The sequence below is a fragment of the Pseudoalteromonas sp. Z9A6 genome, assembly GCF_011378805.1.
In the GTDB taxonomy this organism is placed as follows: Bacteria; Pseudomonadota; Gammaproteobacteria; order Enterobacterales; family Alteromonadaceae; genus Pseudoalteromonas; species Pseudoalteromonas distincta.
In genome coordinates, this window is record NZ_WTKZ01000001.1 from 69,020 (window position 1) to 84,919 (window position 15,900).

Here is a 15,900-nt window from a genome sequence, read left to right on the forward strand (position 1 = left end):
GATTATAACTAACGCGATTTATTGCTCTTTGCAAATCACATTTAATGAAGCCGGCTCAATAGTAATAACTAGTTTTTGAGCGGTTTTAACTTCACCATCTAGTACGTACTTAAGCTCTCCTTCACCTGTAACCTCTACTCTTTTGGCATTTGTATGGTGAGAGTTTATAGCTAAATGTGTTTGCGTTAAGCTACTAAACATCAGCTCTGCAATACTTAGTACTGTGGTTGAATCTTCATTATTTGGTGTTAACCAATTTATATCGAGTAGCCCGTCACTATGATCAGGTTGCCCGCCACCTTGAGCCAATAACGTTGTAAAAGGCGCTGCATTGGCCACAATAAAACTATTAGTACATATTTCTTTTGGCTCATTATCATCGAGTTTTACTTTAAGTAACTGCGATTTTTGCTCGCCAAACGCCTCAAAAAAACCATTTAAATAGGCAAGTTGCCCCGACTTATTTTTCGACTCTCTATCTGCTTTTTCTATCATTGATTGCTCAAAACCAATACCCGCGAGCAGTAGTACTAATTCATTATTACAATAAGCAGTATCTATTATGCTTGTTTGACCATCTATAATTAAGTCACAAGCCTGTTCAACAGGAATAAATTTAGAGGTAATACCCATCAATACATGCGCAAGGGCGTTTGCAGTCCCCATAGGGATGATGCCTAGTTTACATTGTGTATTTACAAGTACGCTTGCAACTTCGGCCACCGTACCATCTCCCCCGCATGCGATAATAATATCCGGATTTTGCGCAATTTCCTGTTTAGCCAGCTCAATACCGTTAACTTCTTTTGTAGTAGTGAGTACTTTCAGATCGTAATAATCCGATAGCCGCGCAACAATTAAGTGCTCTTTTTCTTCCCATAATCGTGTACCAGATACAGGGTTTGCAATTAAAACGGCTTTGTTTTTAATCAGTAATTCGCCTTTTTTATGTCGCTTAGCTAAATGGCGAAGTTGATGCTTATTTAAATTTGCGGTTTCGCGGGTTTCTTTTATTTGTGCAAGTACTTCATGCACATCTGCATTTTTGTTTTGGCTCAGTAAATAAGCCGCCATGACAAAAACAGAGCGCCCACGCCCTAAAGCACAATGAACGACTACGCGATGGTCTTCTTTAATATGGTGATGAATCCAATTAATAGCCTGATTTAACTGAGAATGGGTAGGAATACTATGATCGAGCACCGGAATGTTTAAATAATTAATATTCTCTTGTGTTGAACTCCACTCGAGCCCGTCGAATTCACACGTAACATCTAAAATCGCCGTAATCCCGTTATCTTTTAATGTGTCTATATCTGAGGGAAATAGTCGGCAAGCTAAAAATAGGTTTTCGTTTATTTGTTGAATGGGCGGCACTTTATCGCGCTTACGTGACCAGGCATTATAAATTTGCACACCGAATAAAAATGGCACAAACGCCCACCGTATATAAAATGGGATCACCCCATTTTCACGCTTTCTAAATATTTTTGCTGTATTAAAAATATACGCGGTACTCACTAATAAAAGTGACAGCGCAGTCCAATAAAAAACAATAGCAAAATAAACAGAGTTCACTTCCCAACCAATAAAAATAAGCAGTAGTGCTAATAGTGAATAACTAATTGCAGCCCACATAGTCTCTCCTTTGTGAAAATAATGCCGATTTATAATCTTAATTTAAACGGCTTTAAGTAGTCTTTTGCAAATATCACGCCATATAAATGCCATTTAAAATTCAAACGCGAACAGTAGGCCATTGATATCTATAGTAATTAATAAACTAAAATCTACTACAGACCGCTCTTTGTGCATTTTTTACAAACATGTGAATAAATTATACTTACACGTCTAAATTTCAAACACTGATCGGTTATTGCTTGTACTTACGTATAAAGCAGCTAATCTAAAAGGCAATTAAATTTTTTGCATCCAAATCACACTCTCAACCGTTTACTCAATGATAATAAGAAAAACAGGACCCCTATGGATAACGATGATTTACTCCCTCTTTTGTGCGCAACAGCACAAGGAGACAAAAATGCTTTCTCAAGTTTATATCAACAAACTAGCGGCAAACTTTTTGCTATTAGCTTAAATATGCTCACTAACAGGGCTTATGCAGAAGAGGCACTACAAGACGCTTTTATAAAAATTTGGCATAACGCATCTGAATATAACGCCTCTAAAGGCACCGTTATTAGTTGGATGATAAGTATAGTCAGATACAGAAGTCTTGACTCACTTCGCTATCACAAAGTACGAAAAGAGCAGTCGTTAGGCGATGACGAATATGAAAATGAAAGTGTTGACGTTAATTACGATGAAGAAACGAAACTGGTCAATTGTATCGAACAGCTTGAGCCGCAACAAAAACAAGCTATTCACTTAGCTTATTATAAGGGGCTGAGTCATAGCGAGTTAGTCGATCATATAGAAACGCCTTTAGGTACAGTTAAAAGCTGGATCAGGCGTGGGCTTATGCAGCTACAAAGGTGTTTAACATTATGAATTATAATAAACCCGAACTATTAGACGCGCTTGCTGGGCAGTACGTGCTTGGCACACTTAGAGGGCTTGCCCGAAAGCGTTTTCAGCGTCTGTTACTTAACTCAAATCAAACACGTGAAGCAACAAATATGTGGGAGCAAAACCTAAACAACTTAGCAAGTGCTATTTCACCGCAAACGCCACGTGACGATGTATGGGTAAATATACTACAGCGTATTGAAAACAGACCACAAACAAGTAAAACAGTCATACATACCAAGCCTTCAATTTGGCGTACATGGTCTTTTGTGGCAACTGCCGCATGCATTGTTTTAGCCTTTTTGGTTATTCAGCCTAGTACCAATGTTATGCAAACTCAGCAAATTGCTTTGGTTCAAAATCAAGATAAACAATCATTGTGGTTTATTGATGTAAGCGAGCAAGGGCTCTCAATTAAAGCTAGCAGCCAATTGGTTGCTCAAACTAATAAAGATTATGAGCTGTGGATGATTTTAAAAGGTCAAGATGCACCTATTTCATTGGGTTTACTGCCCAAGCAAGGCAGTAAAATATTATTTAAAGATAACCGCTTCAACGCAAGTGATATCGCATTGTTAGCAGTGAGTTTAGAGCCTATAGGTGGCTCACCAAATGGTTCTCCTACTGAAGTGCTTTACACCACAGAGCTGGTACTTTTATAACCCGACTATTATGACCAAAGTTGGCTGCTTACACAAAGCAGCCAACCTACTTTTAAACTTTTTAACAAAAAATAAAATAATTTAACTTTTTTGCATCCAATTTAAATCTCGCCCCGTTATTAGCTATGACTTCAATCAAAATTAAAGGACAAAGTCATGAAAGCTTTAACTCCATCAATACTCGCAGTAGTAATATGTAGTACGTTTGTAAGTGCACCAAGTGAAGCATCTAGCCACAGAGAAGCGCCAAATATAAGCCGTTTCCCGACTTTAGATTCAACCGATTTTTATGTATTTAATAGTTACGAGCAAGGTCGTGATGATTACGTCACATTAATTGCTAATTACATCCCGCTGCAAGATGCATACGGCGGTCCTAATTACTTTGCAATGGACCCAGATGCTACTTACAGCATTCATATAGATAACGACGGCGATGCTGTTGAAGATATTACATTTGCGTTTAACTTTAAAAACATGCTTCCTAATGATAACCAAGGTGTGCAATTAACTGTTGGACCTGAAGGTAATCAACGCACCGTGTCTGTACCGCTTAAAAATGTAGGCGGTGTATCTGCCGGAGATAACAGCGCTGCAAATTTTAGCGAATCATACACAGTAAGCATGATAAGCGGCGCGCAGCGTACTGGCGAAACAACGGTATTAAATAACACTGCATCAAACTCCAGCACATTTTCTAAACCGCTTGATTATGTGGGTAATAAAACATTTGGTTCAATGAGCGATTATCAAACTTATGCTGACCAATTTGTGTATCAGGTTTCAATTCCTAACTGTGAAAGCATGGCACAAGTTTTTGTAGGGCAACGTAAAGACCCATTTGTAGTTAACCTAGGTAAAACATTTGATTTAGTAAACTATGTACCTGTAGAGGGTGATAGCGCCCCAGGTGCTGGTGACGGCGGTGGTTTTCCTGGTGGCATAACACAATCAGCTGATAACGACGACCTTGCAGATAAAAACGTAACCTCAATCGCTATCGAAATACCTAAAAGCTGTATTGTTGGTGAAGGTAATGGCGTAATAGGTTCATGGACAACAGCAAGCCTCCCTCAAGCTCGCGTATTAAATCCTAATGCTAAATTTGCTAATAATGGTGTTAATGGTGGTGCTTTAACACAAGTTTCACGCTTGGGTAGCCCGCTTGTAAACGAGCTTGTAATTGGCATTAAAGACAAGGACACATTCTCCACTGCTCACCCTAAAGATGATGCACAATTTTTAGATTATGTATCTCACCCAGCACTACCAGAGTTATTAAACATTTTGTTTAAAGATGCTGTTAATACGACCCTTGGCGCAAACTTAGAAACACTGGCACCCACAAACTTCCCGCGTACTGATTTAATCACTGCATTTTTAACAGGTTTTGCAGGCGTTAATCAGCAAGCAACTGTAACACCTTCAGAAATGCTGCGTTTAAATACAGGCATTGCAGCAACAGCGCAAGCTGATCAATCTGCATTTGGTGTAGCGGGTAATGATTTAGCCGGCTTCCCAAATGGTCGTCGCCCGGGTGATGATGTGGTTGATATTGCACTACGTGTTGTGATGGGTCGTTTATGTCATCCTATCCCTGTAAATGGTGAAGACACTGATTTAGGACTTTGTGCACCAGAGGATGCTAATACAGGCACAGTGCCATTTACAGACGGCGCACCTATTGATGCAACAATGATGGACTCAACATTCCCATACCTTGCAACACCACTTGCTGGCTCTAAATAAGGAGTAAAATAATGCGTAATTTAAAAACTACCCATATTTGTGTTCTCCTCAGTGCATTAATATTGGGAGCATGTAGTAGCGATGATGATAAAAAACAGCCTACACCGGTTGTAAACACAGCGCCGACCGCAAGTGATGCAATGCTAACTACACAAACTGAAGTAAGCATTACCGATATGCTTAGCGCAACCGACAATGATGGCGATTCGCTTACTTACTCATTAACAAGTGAACCAACTCTTGGAACTGTTACCGTTAATAGCGATGGTAACTTTACCTATACACCAAATAAAGAAGTGACAGGTTCAGATAGTTTTATGTTTGGTGTAAGTGATGGCTTTAATTCGCAAGTAACTGCAACAGTAAACATTACAATTGACGCACTACAAGTCGACTTTGCTCAATTTGCAACCGATGCATTTAATCAAGCGCCAAATGCAGAGCCGTTAACTGTTAACGGTCGGGTGTTTACAAACACAGATACCGATGTTGATGGATTAATTTCAACAAACGGTAACTAACCAAGTAATTAAGCTGACAGGCCATGGATGGCTTTTTTCAAAGGATATTTATAATGCATTTATCAATTTTTAAGTCCGTCGCATTTATTACTTTATGCCTAACGACCTTTGCATTAAGCGCTGCGCCTTTTACCCCAAAAGATGATGCAGTTATTGCTAACAGTAATTCAACGCTTAGTGCTTCTCTGTCTGTTGAGGAGATAAATACATTAGTCACTAACAGCCAATATGTAGGCCAAACAGAGCGTTTACAGGGGCTACTTAAAACCCGTTTAGCCCAGCTATATAAACAAACACCCTCATCTCAAATTGGTTACTTATATGCACGCGTTTTACAAAAAGAGCACCTTTTCAACGAAGCTATTGATATTGCTAACAACGTTTTGATTAAAGAGCCACAGCATAGTAATAGCCATTTATTGCTAGCCAATATATTTATGACTCAAGGTAAGTTTGCACAAGCAAAAAAACACTGTGTCGCCTTAATTGGGCACGTAAGCACTATTACTGCTAGCACCTGTGTACTTGATGTTCAAAGCCAACATGAAAGCGTTTTAGACAGCTACCAAGCATTAGTAAAAATTATAAATAATAATCAAACTAGCCTAGCTACAAACCATGTTTTAAGTGAAATGAGCTATCGTTTAAATAACTACAAACAAGCATTGTCTCACTTACAAAGTGTAGATTTAGTTCAAGCCCCTGTGAGCCTAATTGTTTTATGGGCCGATATTCAAATTGCTCTAAACCAACCACAACAAGTATTAAATACATTAAGCGTACTGCTTCCTGATAAAGGTAATTTAGAGGACGCTATTTTGCTAAGACTTTCAATCGCAGAAAAAAAACTGAATAAACGCGATAAAAAATGGCAAAATACAATGGCGCAAAGAGTTACGCTACGAGAGCTTCGTAAAGATTCTTTTCATGCAAGTGACTTAGCTAAATATTACCTTGATGTACAACCAAATCGCGAAAAAGCACTTTACTGGGCTCATATTAATTGGCAGCAGGCTAAAATGAGCACCGATGAGCAATTACTTATTCAAGCAAAAGCGATGCAACGAGATACACTATGAAAACGCCTTATCTATTTATACTCACTTTAATGCTGTGCATTTTTTCAACTTACAGCTTTGCCCATCAACTAAGTACAAGTTATATAACCTTAAATAGCGAGAACAATAACGACACCAGCAAAAATCTATACACGGGTACCTGGCAAATAAATATTGCCGACTTAGAGCACGCAGTGCCTCTGGATTTAGATAAAAACGGACAAATTTCGTGGTCAGAAATAAAAGCAAAACGCAGCTCAATTAATAACTTCATTAAAGAAAGTTTAAATATCACGCAAAGCGCGCAAATATGCCCTTTAAAAAGTGAAGGTATCTATCAGCTAGATAACCATTTTAACCAACCTTATTTGGTAATTCCGCTGCAGTTTAGCTGTGATGATAATGAAGCAATCACCCTTTCCTATTCCGCTTTTTTCAAAACTGATGCTAACCATAAATCCATCGTAAATATTAACGGTGTATCTCGTGTATTTAATATCAATGAAGCACAACAAACGTTCAGCTTTGAACAAACAAGTTATTTAAGTACCTTTAATCAATACGTTTACCAAGGTGTTTTACATATTTGGATTGGTATTGATCATATTTTATTTTTGATCGCTTTGTTACTTACCTGTGTTTTAAAACGCAGCAATAAAGCATGGCAAGGTATTAGCTCTAAAAAACACATTATTAAACACACAGCATGGATAGTAACCGCGTTTACGCTTGCGCACTCTATTACGCTTACCGCCACCGCTATGAACCTTGTATCACCAAATAGCCGCTGGGTAGAGCTTGGAATTGCTATATCGGTTTTATTTGCAGCATTAAATAATGTGTGGCCGTTGGTACTTCGTTTAGGTTGGCTTACTTTTGCTTTTGGTTTACTACATGGGATGGGATTTGCGAGCGTACTTGGCGAGCTTGGCCTGTCGAGCGACTATCAACTGCTCAGTATTTTGGCGTTTAATTTAGGCGTCGAAATCGGTCAACTTAGTATACTACTGATAGCCTTACCAATACTCATTTATGTACGACACTACACTTGGTATAAAAAATGGTTAATGCCAATGGGCTCCGTTGCTATCGCAATTGTTGCACTTCAGTGGTCAATCGAGCGTTTTTAAATAGTATAAATAAAAAAGCTAGCCAAAATATTGGCTAGCTTACTTTTTAGTTATCTATTTTGAGCGTTACTGCGCTTTATCAAATGGCATCAGTAATGTTTTCATCGCAGGGCGAAGCGCTATGAGTACCGTTTCTTCGGTTAGCTCAGGGTAGAGTAACTTTCTAAGTAATAACCCTGCCATCATCGAAAAAATAACATTAATTCGGCTTTCAAGTTCACGCTCATCAATGTCTTTGAGCGCACTTCGCTCGCTTGTTAAAAGCTGCCTCATGCGCCCTCTTGCTTGAATATCGGTTTCACGCAAAAGAGTAGCGACTTTAATATTACGACCCGCTTCTGCCATCATATCTAAATCGATAACACATGAGCCTGTATCCATGTGTCTTTGCACGCCAATATTTAAGCCATCTAAAAGAGCCGCCAAAACATCACCAGGGTGATCTTCAAACTTTTGAAAGATAGAGAACATTTCTTCCATGTCTTTTTCAATAATGCTTTCTATAATCGCCTCTTTGCTTTCAAAGTAATTATAAATATGGCCTGCACTCATCCCTGCCGTTTTAGATATTTCTGCCATACCTGCACCGTGGTAACCTTTACGGCGAAAACACTCTGCAGCAGCTGTTAAAATTTGCTCACGCCTAGCAAGTGCTATCGCGGGATCTGTTTGCCTTTTTGCTTTAGGCTTCATGTTCAACTCCACTACCAAGTCATAAACTCAGTAAAGCAAGAGCTATAAATAGTCTCGCCATATAAATATGTAATGCGGCTTTAAAAGCCGCAAATATTATTTCTCTTCCTGAGTTGTTTCACTGGCTACATTCCATCCGCCACCAAGCGCTTTGTACAAGTTAATTTGACTCGCAAGATACGCTTGCTGACCCGCAATTAACTGCTGCTGCGCGCCGTACCACGTACGCTGAGCATCAAGTACTTGCAAGTAGCTATCTGCGCCTTTTTCGTAACGCATTTTTGATAAATCAAACGTGATTTGTCGACTACTTATAAGCATATCAAGGGCACTTAATTGCTCTTGATAACCTTCTCTATCAGCAAGTGCATCGGCAACTTCGCGAAACGCATTTTGAATTTTTTGCTGATACGTTGCCACTGCAATTTCTTGATCTGCTTTTGCTACATCAAGATTTGCTTGGTTACGTCCCATATTAAAAATAGGTAAGCTAATTGTCGGCACAAAACTCCATGTCCCAGAGCCTGAATCAAACAAGCCACTTAAGTCACTTGAAGCAGACCCCGCGTTGGCTGTTAAGCTTATGCTTGGATAAAACGCCGCTCGAGCAATACCAATATTGGCATTAGCAGCAAGCATTAAATGCTCAGCGGCTTTAATATCAGGGCGCTGTGATAGCAGATCAGACGGTAAACCAACTGGTACTTCTGGCATACTGATCAAGTTAGTCAGGTCTTTATTAGGCAGTAAATCAGCTGAAACAGATTTACCTACTAATAAATCTAAGGCACTTTTATCACGCTTTAACAAACGTTTGTACGTTGCTATGTCTACTTTTGCCGTAGCAACTGTGCTTTTAAGCTGCTCAAGGGTAATTGAAGACGTCGCACCTAAATCAAAGCTTTTTTGCGTAAGCGATAATGACTCTTGCTGAGAGGTAAGCGTTTCTTTTGCAAGCTCTAGCAGTTGCAAATCAGTTGCATAATTTAGCCACGCATTTGCCAACTCTGAAATTAAAGACACCTGCGTGCTGTATTGGCTAAGCTCTGTAGAGTATAAGTTTTGCAGTGCTTGCGCTGATTGATTACGTACTTTGCCCCAAATATCTAACTCGTAAGAGGTAATACCCACTGTTGCACTGTATTGCGAGCTAATAGCTGCATCGCCAGTACCTGATAAGTCAGCCGGTAAACGCTGGCGCGTACCAGAAGCATTTAAATCAAGTGACGGATACAAAGCAGAGTCTTCAATTTGATATAAACCACGCACACGCTGCACATTAAGCACTGCAATTTGCATGTCTTTGTTATGCTCAAGGCTTTGACTAATTAACGTTTGTAGTTTTTCGTCATTAAAAAACTGCTGCCAATTTAATTGCTGCGCAGCGGTTTGCCCAGTATCTGATGCATAAGCATCAGATACTGGTAGAGCAAGGTCTTTTTGCTCAGGCGCTAATTGGCAACCACTTAGCACCAATAAAGCAATTGCACTTAGGCTGAATGTTTTAATGCTCATTCTGCGCTCTCCTTCGTTGTCTCGTTAGCTTTGCCAGGAAATACACGGCGCACTAACACAAAGAATAACGGTACAAAAACAACAACTAATATTGATGATGCAAGTGTGCCGCCAATAATCGAAATACCTAACGCATTTTGCGCACCAGAACCCGCGCTTGAGGCAATAGCAAGCGGTAAAACACCACAAATAAAGGCCATCGAAGTCATAAGTATTGGACGCAAACGTAGGCGAACAGCTGCAATAGCCGCATCAACTAAGCCAAGCCCTTCTTCCATTTTATGAATCGCAAACTCTACAATCAGTATCGCATTTTTAGATGCCAAACCAATGGTTGTCAACAAGCCTACCTGCAAGTAAATATCGTTAGATAAGCCACCGCCAAGCGCTGCCATAATCGCACCAAATATACCCAGTGGCACAATCATCATTACCGCAAACGGTACCGACCAACTTTCATAAAGCGCGGCTAAACATAAAAATACAAACAACAGCGATAAGCCATATAGTAGAGGTGCTTGACCGCTACTAGAGCGCTCTTGGAATGAAATACCGGTCCACTCAGAAGAAATACCATTTGGTAATTGTTTAACTAAGCGCTCCATTTCATCCATTGCTTGGCCTGTACTGTAACCTGGCGCTGCACTACCTTGAATTTCCATTGCTGAAAAACCATTGTAACGCTCTAAACGTGGCGAACCATACGTCCAGTAGGCACTAGCAAACGCTGAAAACGGCACCATATCGCCATTATCATTGCGCACATACCACTTATTTAGATCCTCAGGGACCATGCGAGATTGTGCATCACCTTGCATATACACTTTTTTCACTCGACCACGGTCAATAAAGTCATTCACATAACTACTACCCCATGCTGTCGAAAGTGTACTGTTAATATCATTTTGCGACACGCCAAGCGCTTCGGCTTTTGCCAAATCTGTATCAAGTTGTAGCTCTGGCATATCTTCTTGTCCATTTGGACGCACGCCCGCTAAAATTGGACTTTGGCTTGCTAAACCTAATAACTGATTTCGTGCAGCTAAAAGTGCCTCATGGCCAAGGCCTACACGGTCTTGTAAGAAAATATTAAAGCCATTAGCAGTTCCCAGCTCAACAATTGCAGGTGGCGGAAAGGCAAAAACAAATGCTTCTTTTATCGTTGAAAAGTAGCCCATCGCTTTACCTGCAACACCTTGAACAGATAACTCGTCACGCTGACGCTCATCCCAATGTTTAAGATTTACAAAGGCAATTGCTGAGTTTTGGCCAGAACCTGCAAAACTAAAACCAGTCACGGTAAAGATACCGTTTACTGCTTCAGATTGATCGTTTAAAAAGTGGTTTTCTACCTTTTTAACAACCTCAAGCGTTTGTTGTGTTGTAGAACCCGCTGGTAATGACACTTGGTTAAACAAAATACCTTGGTCTTCGTCAGGCAAAAATGCCGTTGGCAAGCTTGAGAATACATAAACCATACCGCCCACAATCACGCCATAAATAAGTAAGTAGCGTTTAGAGTGAGTAAGCATGCGCCCTACAAAGCTTTGTGCACCTGAATTTGTTTTATCAAAACCACGGTTAAAGCCTGTAAAAAATCGACCAAATAACGTGTCATTGTTATGTACATGGCTTGGTTTTAAAAGCGTTGCACACAATGCTGGCGTTAAAATAAGAGCCACTAAAACAGATAACCCCATCGCCGATACGAGTGTTATAGAAAACTGACGATAAATTATACCGGTAGAGCCACTAAAGAATGCCATTGGAATAAATACCGCAGAAAGCACCATGGCAATACCTACCAGCGCGCCTTTAATTTCATCCATAGATTTACGTGTAGCTTCAAGTGCCGAGAGTTTTTCCTCGGTCATTAAACGCTCAACATTTTCTACAACAACGATTGCATCATCTACCAATAAGCCTATGGCAAGTACCATCGCAAACATCGTTAGCGTATTTATTGAATAACCAAAGGTGTATAAAATACCAAATGTACCTAGTAAAACTACAGGTACGGCAATAGTTGGAATCAGCGTTGCCCTAAAGTTTTGTAGGAACAAATACATCACTACAAAAACAAGTACAACAGCTTCAATTAATGTATGAATAACTTTTTCGATAGATAACGATACGAACGGCGTTGTATCGTAAGGTATTACCGCATCTAACCCTTCAGGGAAAAACGGTTTTAGCTCTTCAATTGCTTTTTTAACGCCCTCTGCGGTATCAAGTGCGTTAGCACCACTGGCTAATTTAATACCTAAACCTGATGCAGGTTGCCCATCGTAACGAGCTACAACGCGGTAGCTTTCACCGCCAAGCTCTACTTTAGCAACGTCCTCTAGGCGTACAAAAGAGCCATCTGGATTGGTTTTAACTAATATTTGTTTAAATTGCTCTGGCGTTTGTAATCGGCTTTGCGCCGTTACTGTTGCATTAAGTTGCTGACCATCAACGGCAGGCATACCGCCAAGTTGACCGGCAGATACTTGTGCATTTTGCGCACTAATTGATGCACTAATATCAGCAGGTGTAAGCTTATAATTTTGTAACTTTGCAGGGTCTAACCAAATACGCATCGCGTACTGAGAACCAAACAGCTGTACTTCACCTACGCCTTCAACACGCGAGACAATGTCTTGCACGTTTGATGAAACATAATCGCCAATATCAATATTAGTCATGCTGCCATCTTTAGACACAAAAGCATAAACCATTAAAAAGTTACGCGCTGATTTTGCAACTACCACACCTTGCCTTTGTACGGCTTCTGGTAATAGTGGAGTTGCTGTAGCTAGTTTATTTTGCACTTGAACTTGTGCAATATCAGGGTCAGTTTCAGCGCTAAACGAAAGTGTAAGCGTAGCAGAACCACTCGACTCAGACGTAGATGACATATAAAGCAAGCCATCAAGCCCTTTCATTTTTTGCTCAATAACTTGCGTTACCGTATCTTCAAGTGTTCGTGCAGATGCACCTGGGTACGTTGCAGTAATACTCACTGCAGGTGGTGCAATTGAAGGATACTGCGAAATAGGTAAACTCCTAATCGCCAAAATACCTGCAAGCATCACTACAATAGCGAGTACCCAAGCAAATATCGGTCTATCGATAAAAAATCGTGACATTAAAACTCTCCGTTATTGAGCTTGATCGGTTTTAGCAGACGATTGAATTTCAGATGGGTTCACAGGTGCACCAGGGCGGATTTTTTGTAAACCTTCAACTATTAACTTATCGCCATCACTTAGGCCATCAGTAACAAGCCAATCAGAACCAATAGTTCTATCTACTTTTAATACGCGGTTTTCTACTGTGTTGTCTTTACTGACAACCATTGCTGTTGGTTCGCCTTTTGAATTACGGCTAACGCCACGTTGCGGAGCTAAAATAGCACCCGCCTTAACACCTTCCACAATAGAAGCTCGGGCATACATGCCAGGCAGTAATAATTTTTCTGGGTTTGAAAATTTAGCACGCAGTGTTACTGAGCCAGTACTTGGATCAACGGTCACTTCAGAAAACTGTAATGTGCCTTTATGAGGATAAATAGAGCCATCTTCCATAATAAGTTCAACGTCAGTTTGACTAGCCGAATCGACAGTTAGAGTACCTGATGATAATGCTTTTTTAAGCTGGGTAAGCTCATTACTTGATTGTGTTAAATCGATATAAATTGGATCTAACTGAGTTACTGTAGCAAGTGCTGTACTTTGATTGGCACTTACAAGTGCACCCACTGTTACGCTTGATTTACTAATTTGACCACTAATAGGAGAAGAGACGTGGCTGTAATCGAGATTAATTTGCGCTGATTTTAACTGCGCTTTAGCTGTTAATAATTCAGCATTAGCTTGCTTATATGCAGCATCTGCTTCATCAAAATCTTGTTGGCTCACGGCTTTAATTTTTAAAAGCTCTTTATAACGCGATGCTTTTGATTTAGAGCTGGCAATGCTTGCCTCTGCGCGCGCTACGCTTGCTTCACTTGCTGCTAAGTCTGCTTCAAATGTAGCAGGGTCTATTTGATACAGTGCTTGGCCTTGTTTAACCTCATTACCTTCAACAAATAAACGAGATTGCACAATACCACTTACTTGTGGACGAATTTCAGCAATTTGAAATGCACTAATACGACCAGGAAGTTCTTTTTTGAGAGTAAGCGCTTGGCTTTTTACTGTAATTACACCCACTGGGACAGCTTTAGGAGCTGAAGCTTGTGACTGCTCAGCAGCCTGATCACAACCAGTTAAAGCAACAGAACCGACGAGGGCTGACAATACAAATAAAGCGATGCGGGAACGCTGCATGTTAAATACCTTTTAGTTTAGAGTGAACGATCATTCTAAATTAAAATGCGCTGATAATGAATCTTAATAAGGAGAAATTTACACAAACTTACACTATTGAATACAATATACGCCTTAGGTAGCATTAAATGTTAATTTGATGAAAATAGAATCAAAGCTGTTTGAAAATAGAATCAAAGCTGTTTGAAAATAAAGCAATTAAACAGATTGAAATAACCACTCATTTTAAGCACAGAACTTTTAAATAGGCACAAAAAAGCCAAGCAAAAACAGCTTGGCTATTTATATAAACGACTATCTTACTTTTTTAAAGGGGGTTGTCGTTCTGTGGATTAATAACTCTTGAAACTAACAACTGCTCTACCCTAATGCCCTCTACATCAACAACTTCAAACTTAAAGCCTGAAAAAGTTAAATGCTCTGCACGTTTAGGGATTCGCTTCATACTGTAAATTAAAAATCCAGCGACAGTTTCATAGTGCATCTGATCAGGAAATTCTTCTATATCAAGTACCTTTGCTAAATCGGTAATTGGAGTTAACCCATCTACAAGCCATGAATTTTTATCGCGCTCTATAATTAATTCATCACCTTGATGAGTAATTAAATCCCCCATAAACCCTTTCATTAAGTCTTTAACCGTTACAATACCTACCGAAAGCGCGTATTCGTTTACGACAACAGCAAATGGCTTTGCTGCGCTTTTAAACGCATTTAAGGCTTCTGATAGGCTTAATGTTTCCGGTAAGTAAAAAACATCTTTATCAATCAGCTCATCGTTTATATTGGCGGCTTCGCCTTTTAGTACTTGTCGTAAAATATCTTTAGATTCAACAGAGCCATGCAATTTATCTAAATTTCCTGACACTACTAAAAAGTGATTATGAGGGTGGTCAATAATTTTGGTCGCAATATCATGGCTAGATTCGTTTAAATCAAAATAGACAATTTGGTCGCGTGGCGTCATTACGCTTGATAAAAACCGCGCTTCTAGGTCAAACACATTACCAATGAGTTCATACTCTTGCTTTTGCAAACTACCATATGCAGCACCCGCTTCCATCATGGCAACAATGTCCTCAGTTGTAACGTTGTCTTCTCGCTCAGCGGGCACTTTAAATAAGCGCAGCACAAAGTTAGTTACCCCATTAAAAAACATCACTAGCGGAGTTAAGGCAAAGGTTACCCAGCGCATTATTGTAACGACTCTAACAGCGACAGCTTCTGGCATGATCATCGCTAAACGTTTTGGCATTAAATCGGCGAACAAGATAAACAGAGATGTAATAGTAAAAAATGAGAATAAAAAGCTAATTTTTTCTAAGTGTGCACCTTGATAAAAAAGCACTAAAACACTTTCAACATAAGGCGATAAAGCCTGCTCGCCCACAATACCACCCAAAATCGCAATCGCGTTGAGTGCAATTTGGATCATGGCAAAAAAAGCCCCTGGATTTTCTTGTAGCTTTAATACCGCTGCTGCTTTTATATTTCCTTCATCTGCCATTACCCGCAGTTTTATTTTACGCGACGCTGCAATTGCTATTTCTGACATAGCAAACAACGCACTGATCAAGATCAATAAGCTAATCCCGATTAAATCACCCATTTAACGCTCCAATAAGTTAGCGCTTTTTTAAACAAAAAGCAGCTGGATTATAATCGGTTTTTTAAACGCAGCAATTTATATTTACGAAATATATTTAAGCTATTAATTTTCAATTATTTAA

At 39.7% G+C, this 15,900-nt stretch carries 12 protein-coding genes; 6 read left to right on the forward strand and 6 right to left on the reverse strand.

Features of this window, described 5'->3' with window-relative positions; genetic code table 11:
* Positions 1-18: 18 nt before the first annotated feature.
* Positions 19-1,638: a diacylglycerol kinase family protein gene (locus GQR53_RS00280; RefSeq protein WP_165742538.1), complete on the reverse strand. Its 1,620-nt coding sequence runs from the start codon at positions 1,636-1,638 to the stop codon at positions 19-21.
* Between the two features lie 348 nt (positions 1,639-1,986).
* Here GQR53_RS00280 and GQR53_RS00285 point away from each other — a divergent pair, with 348 nt between their 5' ends.
* From GQR53_RS00285 to GQR53_RS00310, 6 genes are all read left to right on the forward strand, one after another.
* Positions 1,987-2,511, forward strand: coding sequence for a sigma-70 family RNA polymerase sigma factor (locus tag GQR53_RS00285; RefSeq protein WP_007582398.1), 525 nt, complete (start codon positions 1,987-1,989; stop codon positions 2,509-2,511).
* Entirely contained in the window at positions 2,508-3,191 is a 684-nt protein-coding gene (locus GQR53_RS00290; protein ID WP_165742539.1) for an anti-sigma factor, read from the forward strand. The genes GQR53_RS00285 and GQR53_RS00290 overlap by 4 nt, the downstream gene beginning before the upstream one ends.
* A 156-nt stretch (positions 3,192-3,347) precedes the next feature.
* The gene (locus tag GQR53_RS00295) at positions 3,348-4,940 is read left to right on the forward strand and encodes a DUF4331 domain-containing protein (RefSeq protein ID WP_165742540.1); all 1,593 of its coding nucleotides are present in this window, start codon (positions 3,348-3,350) and stop codon (positions 4,938-4,940) included.
* Between the two features lie 11 nt (positions 4,941-4,951).
* A complete protein-coding gene (locus GQR53_RS00300; protein ID WP_165742541.1) occupies positions 4,952-5,461 on the forward strand; it encodes an Ig-like domain-containing protein in 510 nt (169 codons plus the stop codon).
* Between the two features lie 53 nt (positions 5,462-5,514).
* Complete coding sequence (locus tag GQR53_RS00305) at positions 5,515-6,540, forward strand: hypothetical protein (RefSeq protein WP_165742542.1); 1,026 nt, start codon at positions 5,515-5,517, stop codon at positions 6,538-6,540.
* Entirely contained in the window at positions 6,537-7,649 is a 1,113-nt protein-coding gene (locus tag GQR53_RS00310; protein WP_165742543.1) for a HupE/UreJ family protein, read from the forward strand. Before GQR53_RS00305 ends, GQR53_RS00310 begins: the two co-directional genes overlap by 4 nt.
* 66 nt (positions 7,650-7,715) lie before the next feature.
* On the opposite strand, the gene GQR53_RS00315 is transcribed toward GQR53_RS00310, so the two are convergent.
* The 5 genes from GQR53_RS00315 to GQR53_RS00335 all read right to left on the reverse strand — a co-directional run bounded on the left by GQR53_RS00315 (position 7,716) and on the right by GQR53_RS00335 (position 15,779).
* On the reverse strand, positions 7,716-8,342 hold the full coding sequence (locus GQR53_RS00315; RefSeq protein ID WP_002959031.1) for a TetR/AcrR family transcriptional regulator: 627 nt from the start codon (positions 8,340-8,342) through the stop codon (positions 7,716-7,718).
* 96 nt (positions 8,343-8,438) lie between these two features.
* The gene (locus GQR53_RS00320) at positions 8,439-9,857 is read right to left on the reverse strand and encodes an efflux transporter outer membrane subunit (RefSeq protein WP_165742544.1); all 1,419 of its coding nucleotides are present in this window, start codon (positions 9,855-9,857) and stop codon (positions 8,439-8,441) included.
* Positions 9,854-12,988, reverse strand: a complete 3,135-nt coding sequence (locus GQR53_RS00325; protein ID WP_165742545.1) for an efflux RND transporter permease subunit — start codon at positions 12,986-12,988, stop codon at positions 9,854-9,856. The genes GQR53_RS00320 and GQR53_RS00325 overlap by 4 nt, the downstream gene beginning before the upstream one ends.
* A 12-nt stretch (positions 12,989-13,000) precedes the next feature.
* Complete coding sequence (locus GQR53_RS00330; RefSeq protein WP_165742546.1) at positions 13,001-14,170, reverse strand: efflux RND transporter periplasmic adaptor subunit; 1,170 nt, start codon at positions 14,168-14,170, stop codon at positions 13,001-13,003.
* 307 nt (positions 14,171-14,477) lie between these two features.
* Positions 14,478-15,779 carry a hemolysin family protein gene (locus GQR53_RS00335; protein ID WP_002959027.1) on the reverse strand — a complete coding sequence of 434 codons (1,302 nt, stop codon included), beginning with the start codon at positions 15,777-15,779 and terminating at the stop codon, positions 14,478-14,480.
* Between the last annotated feature and the right edge of the window lie 121 nt (positions 15,780-15,900).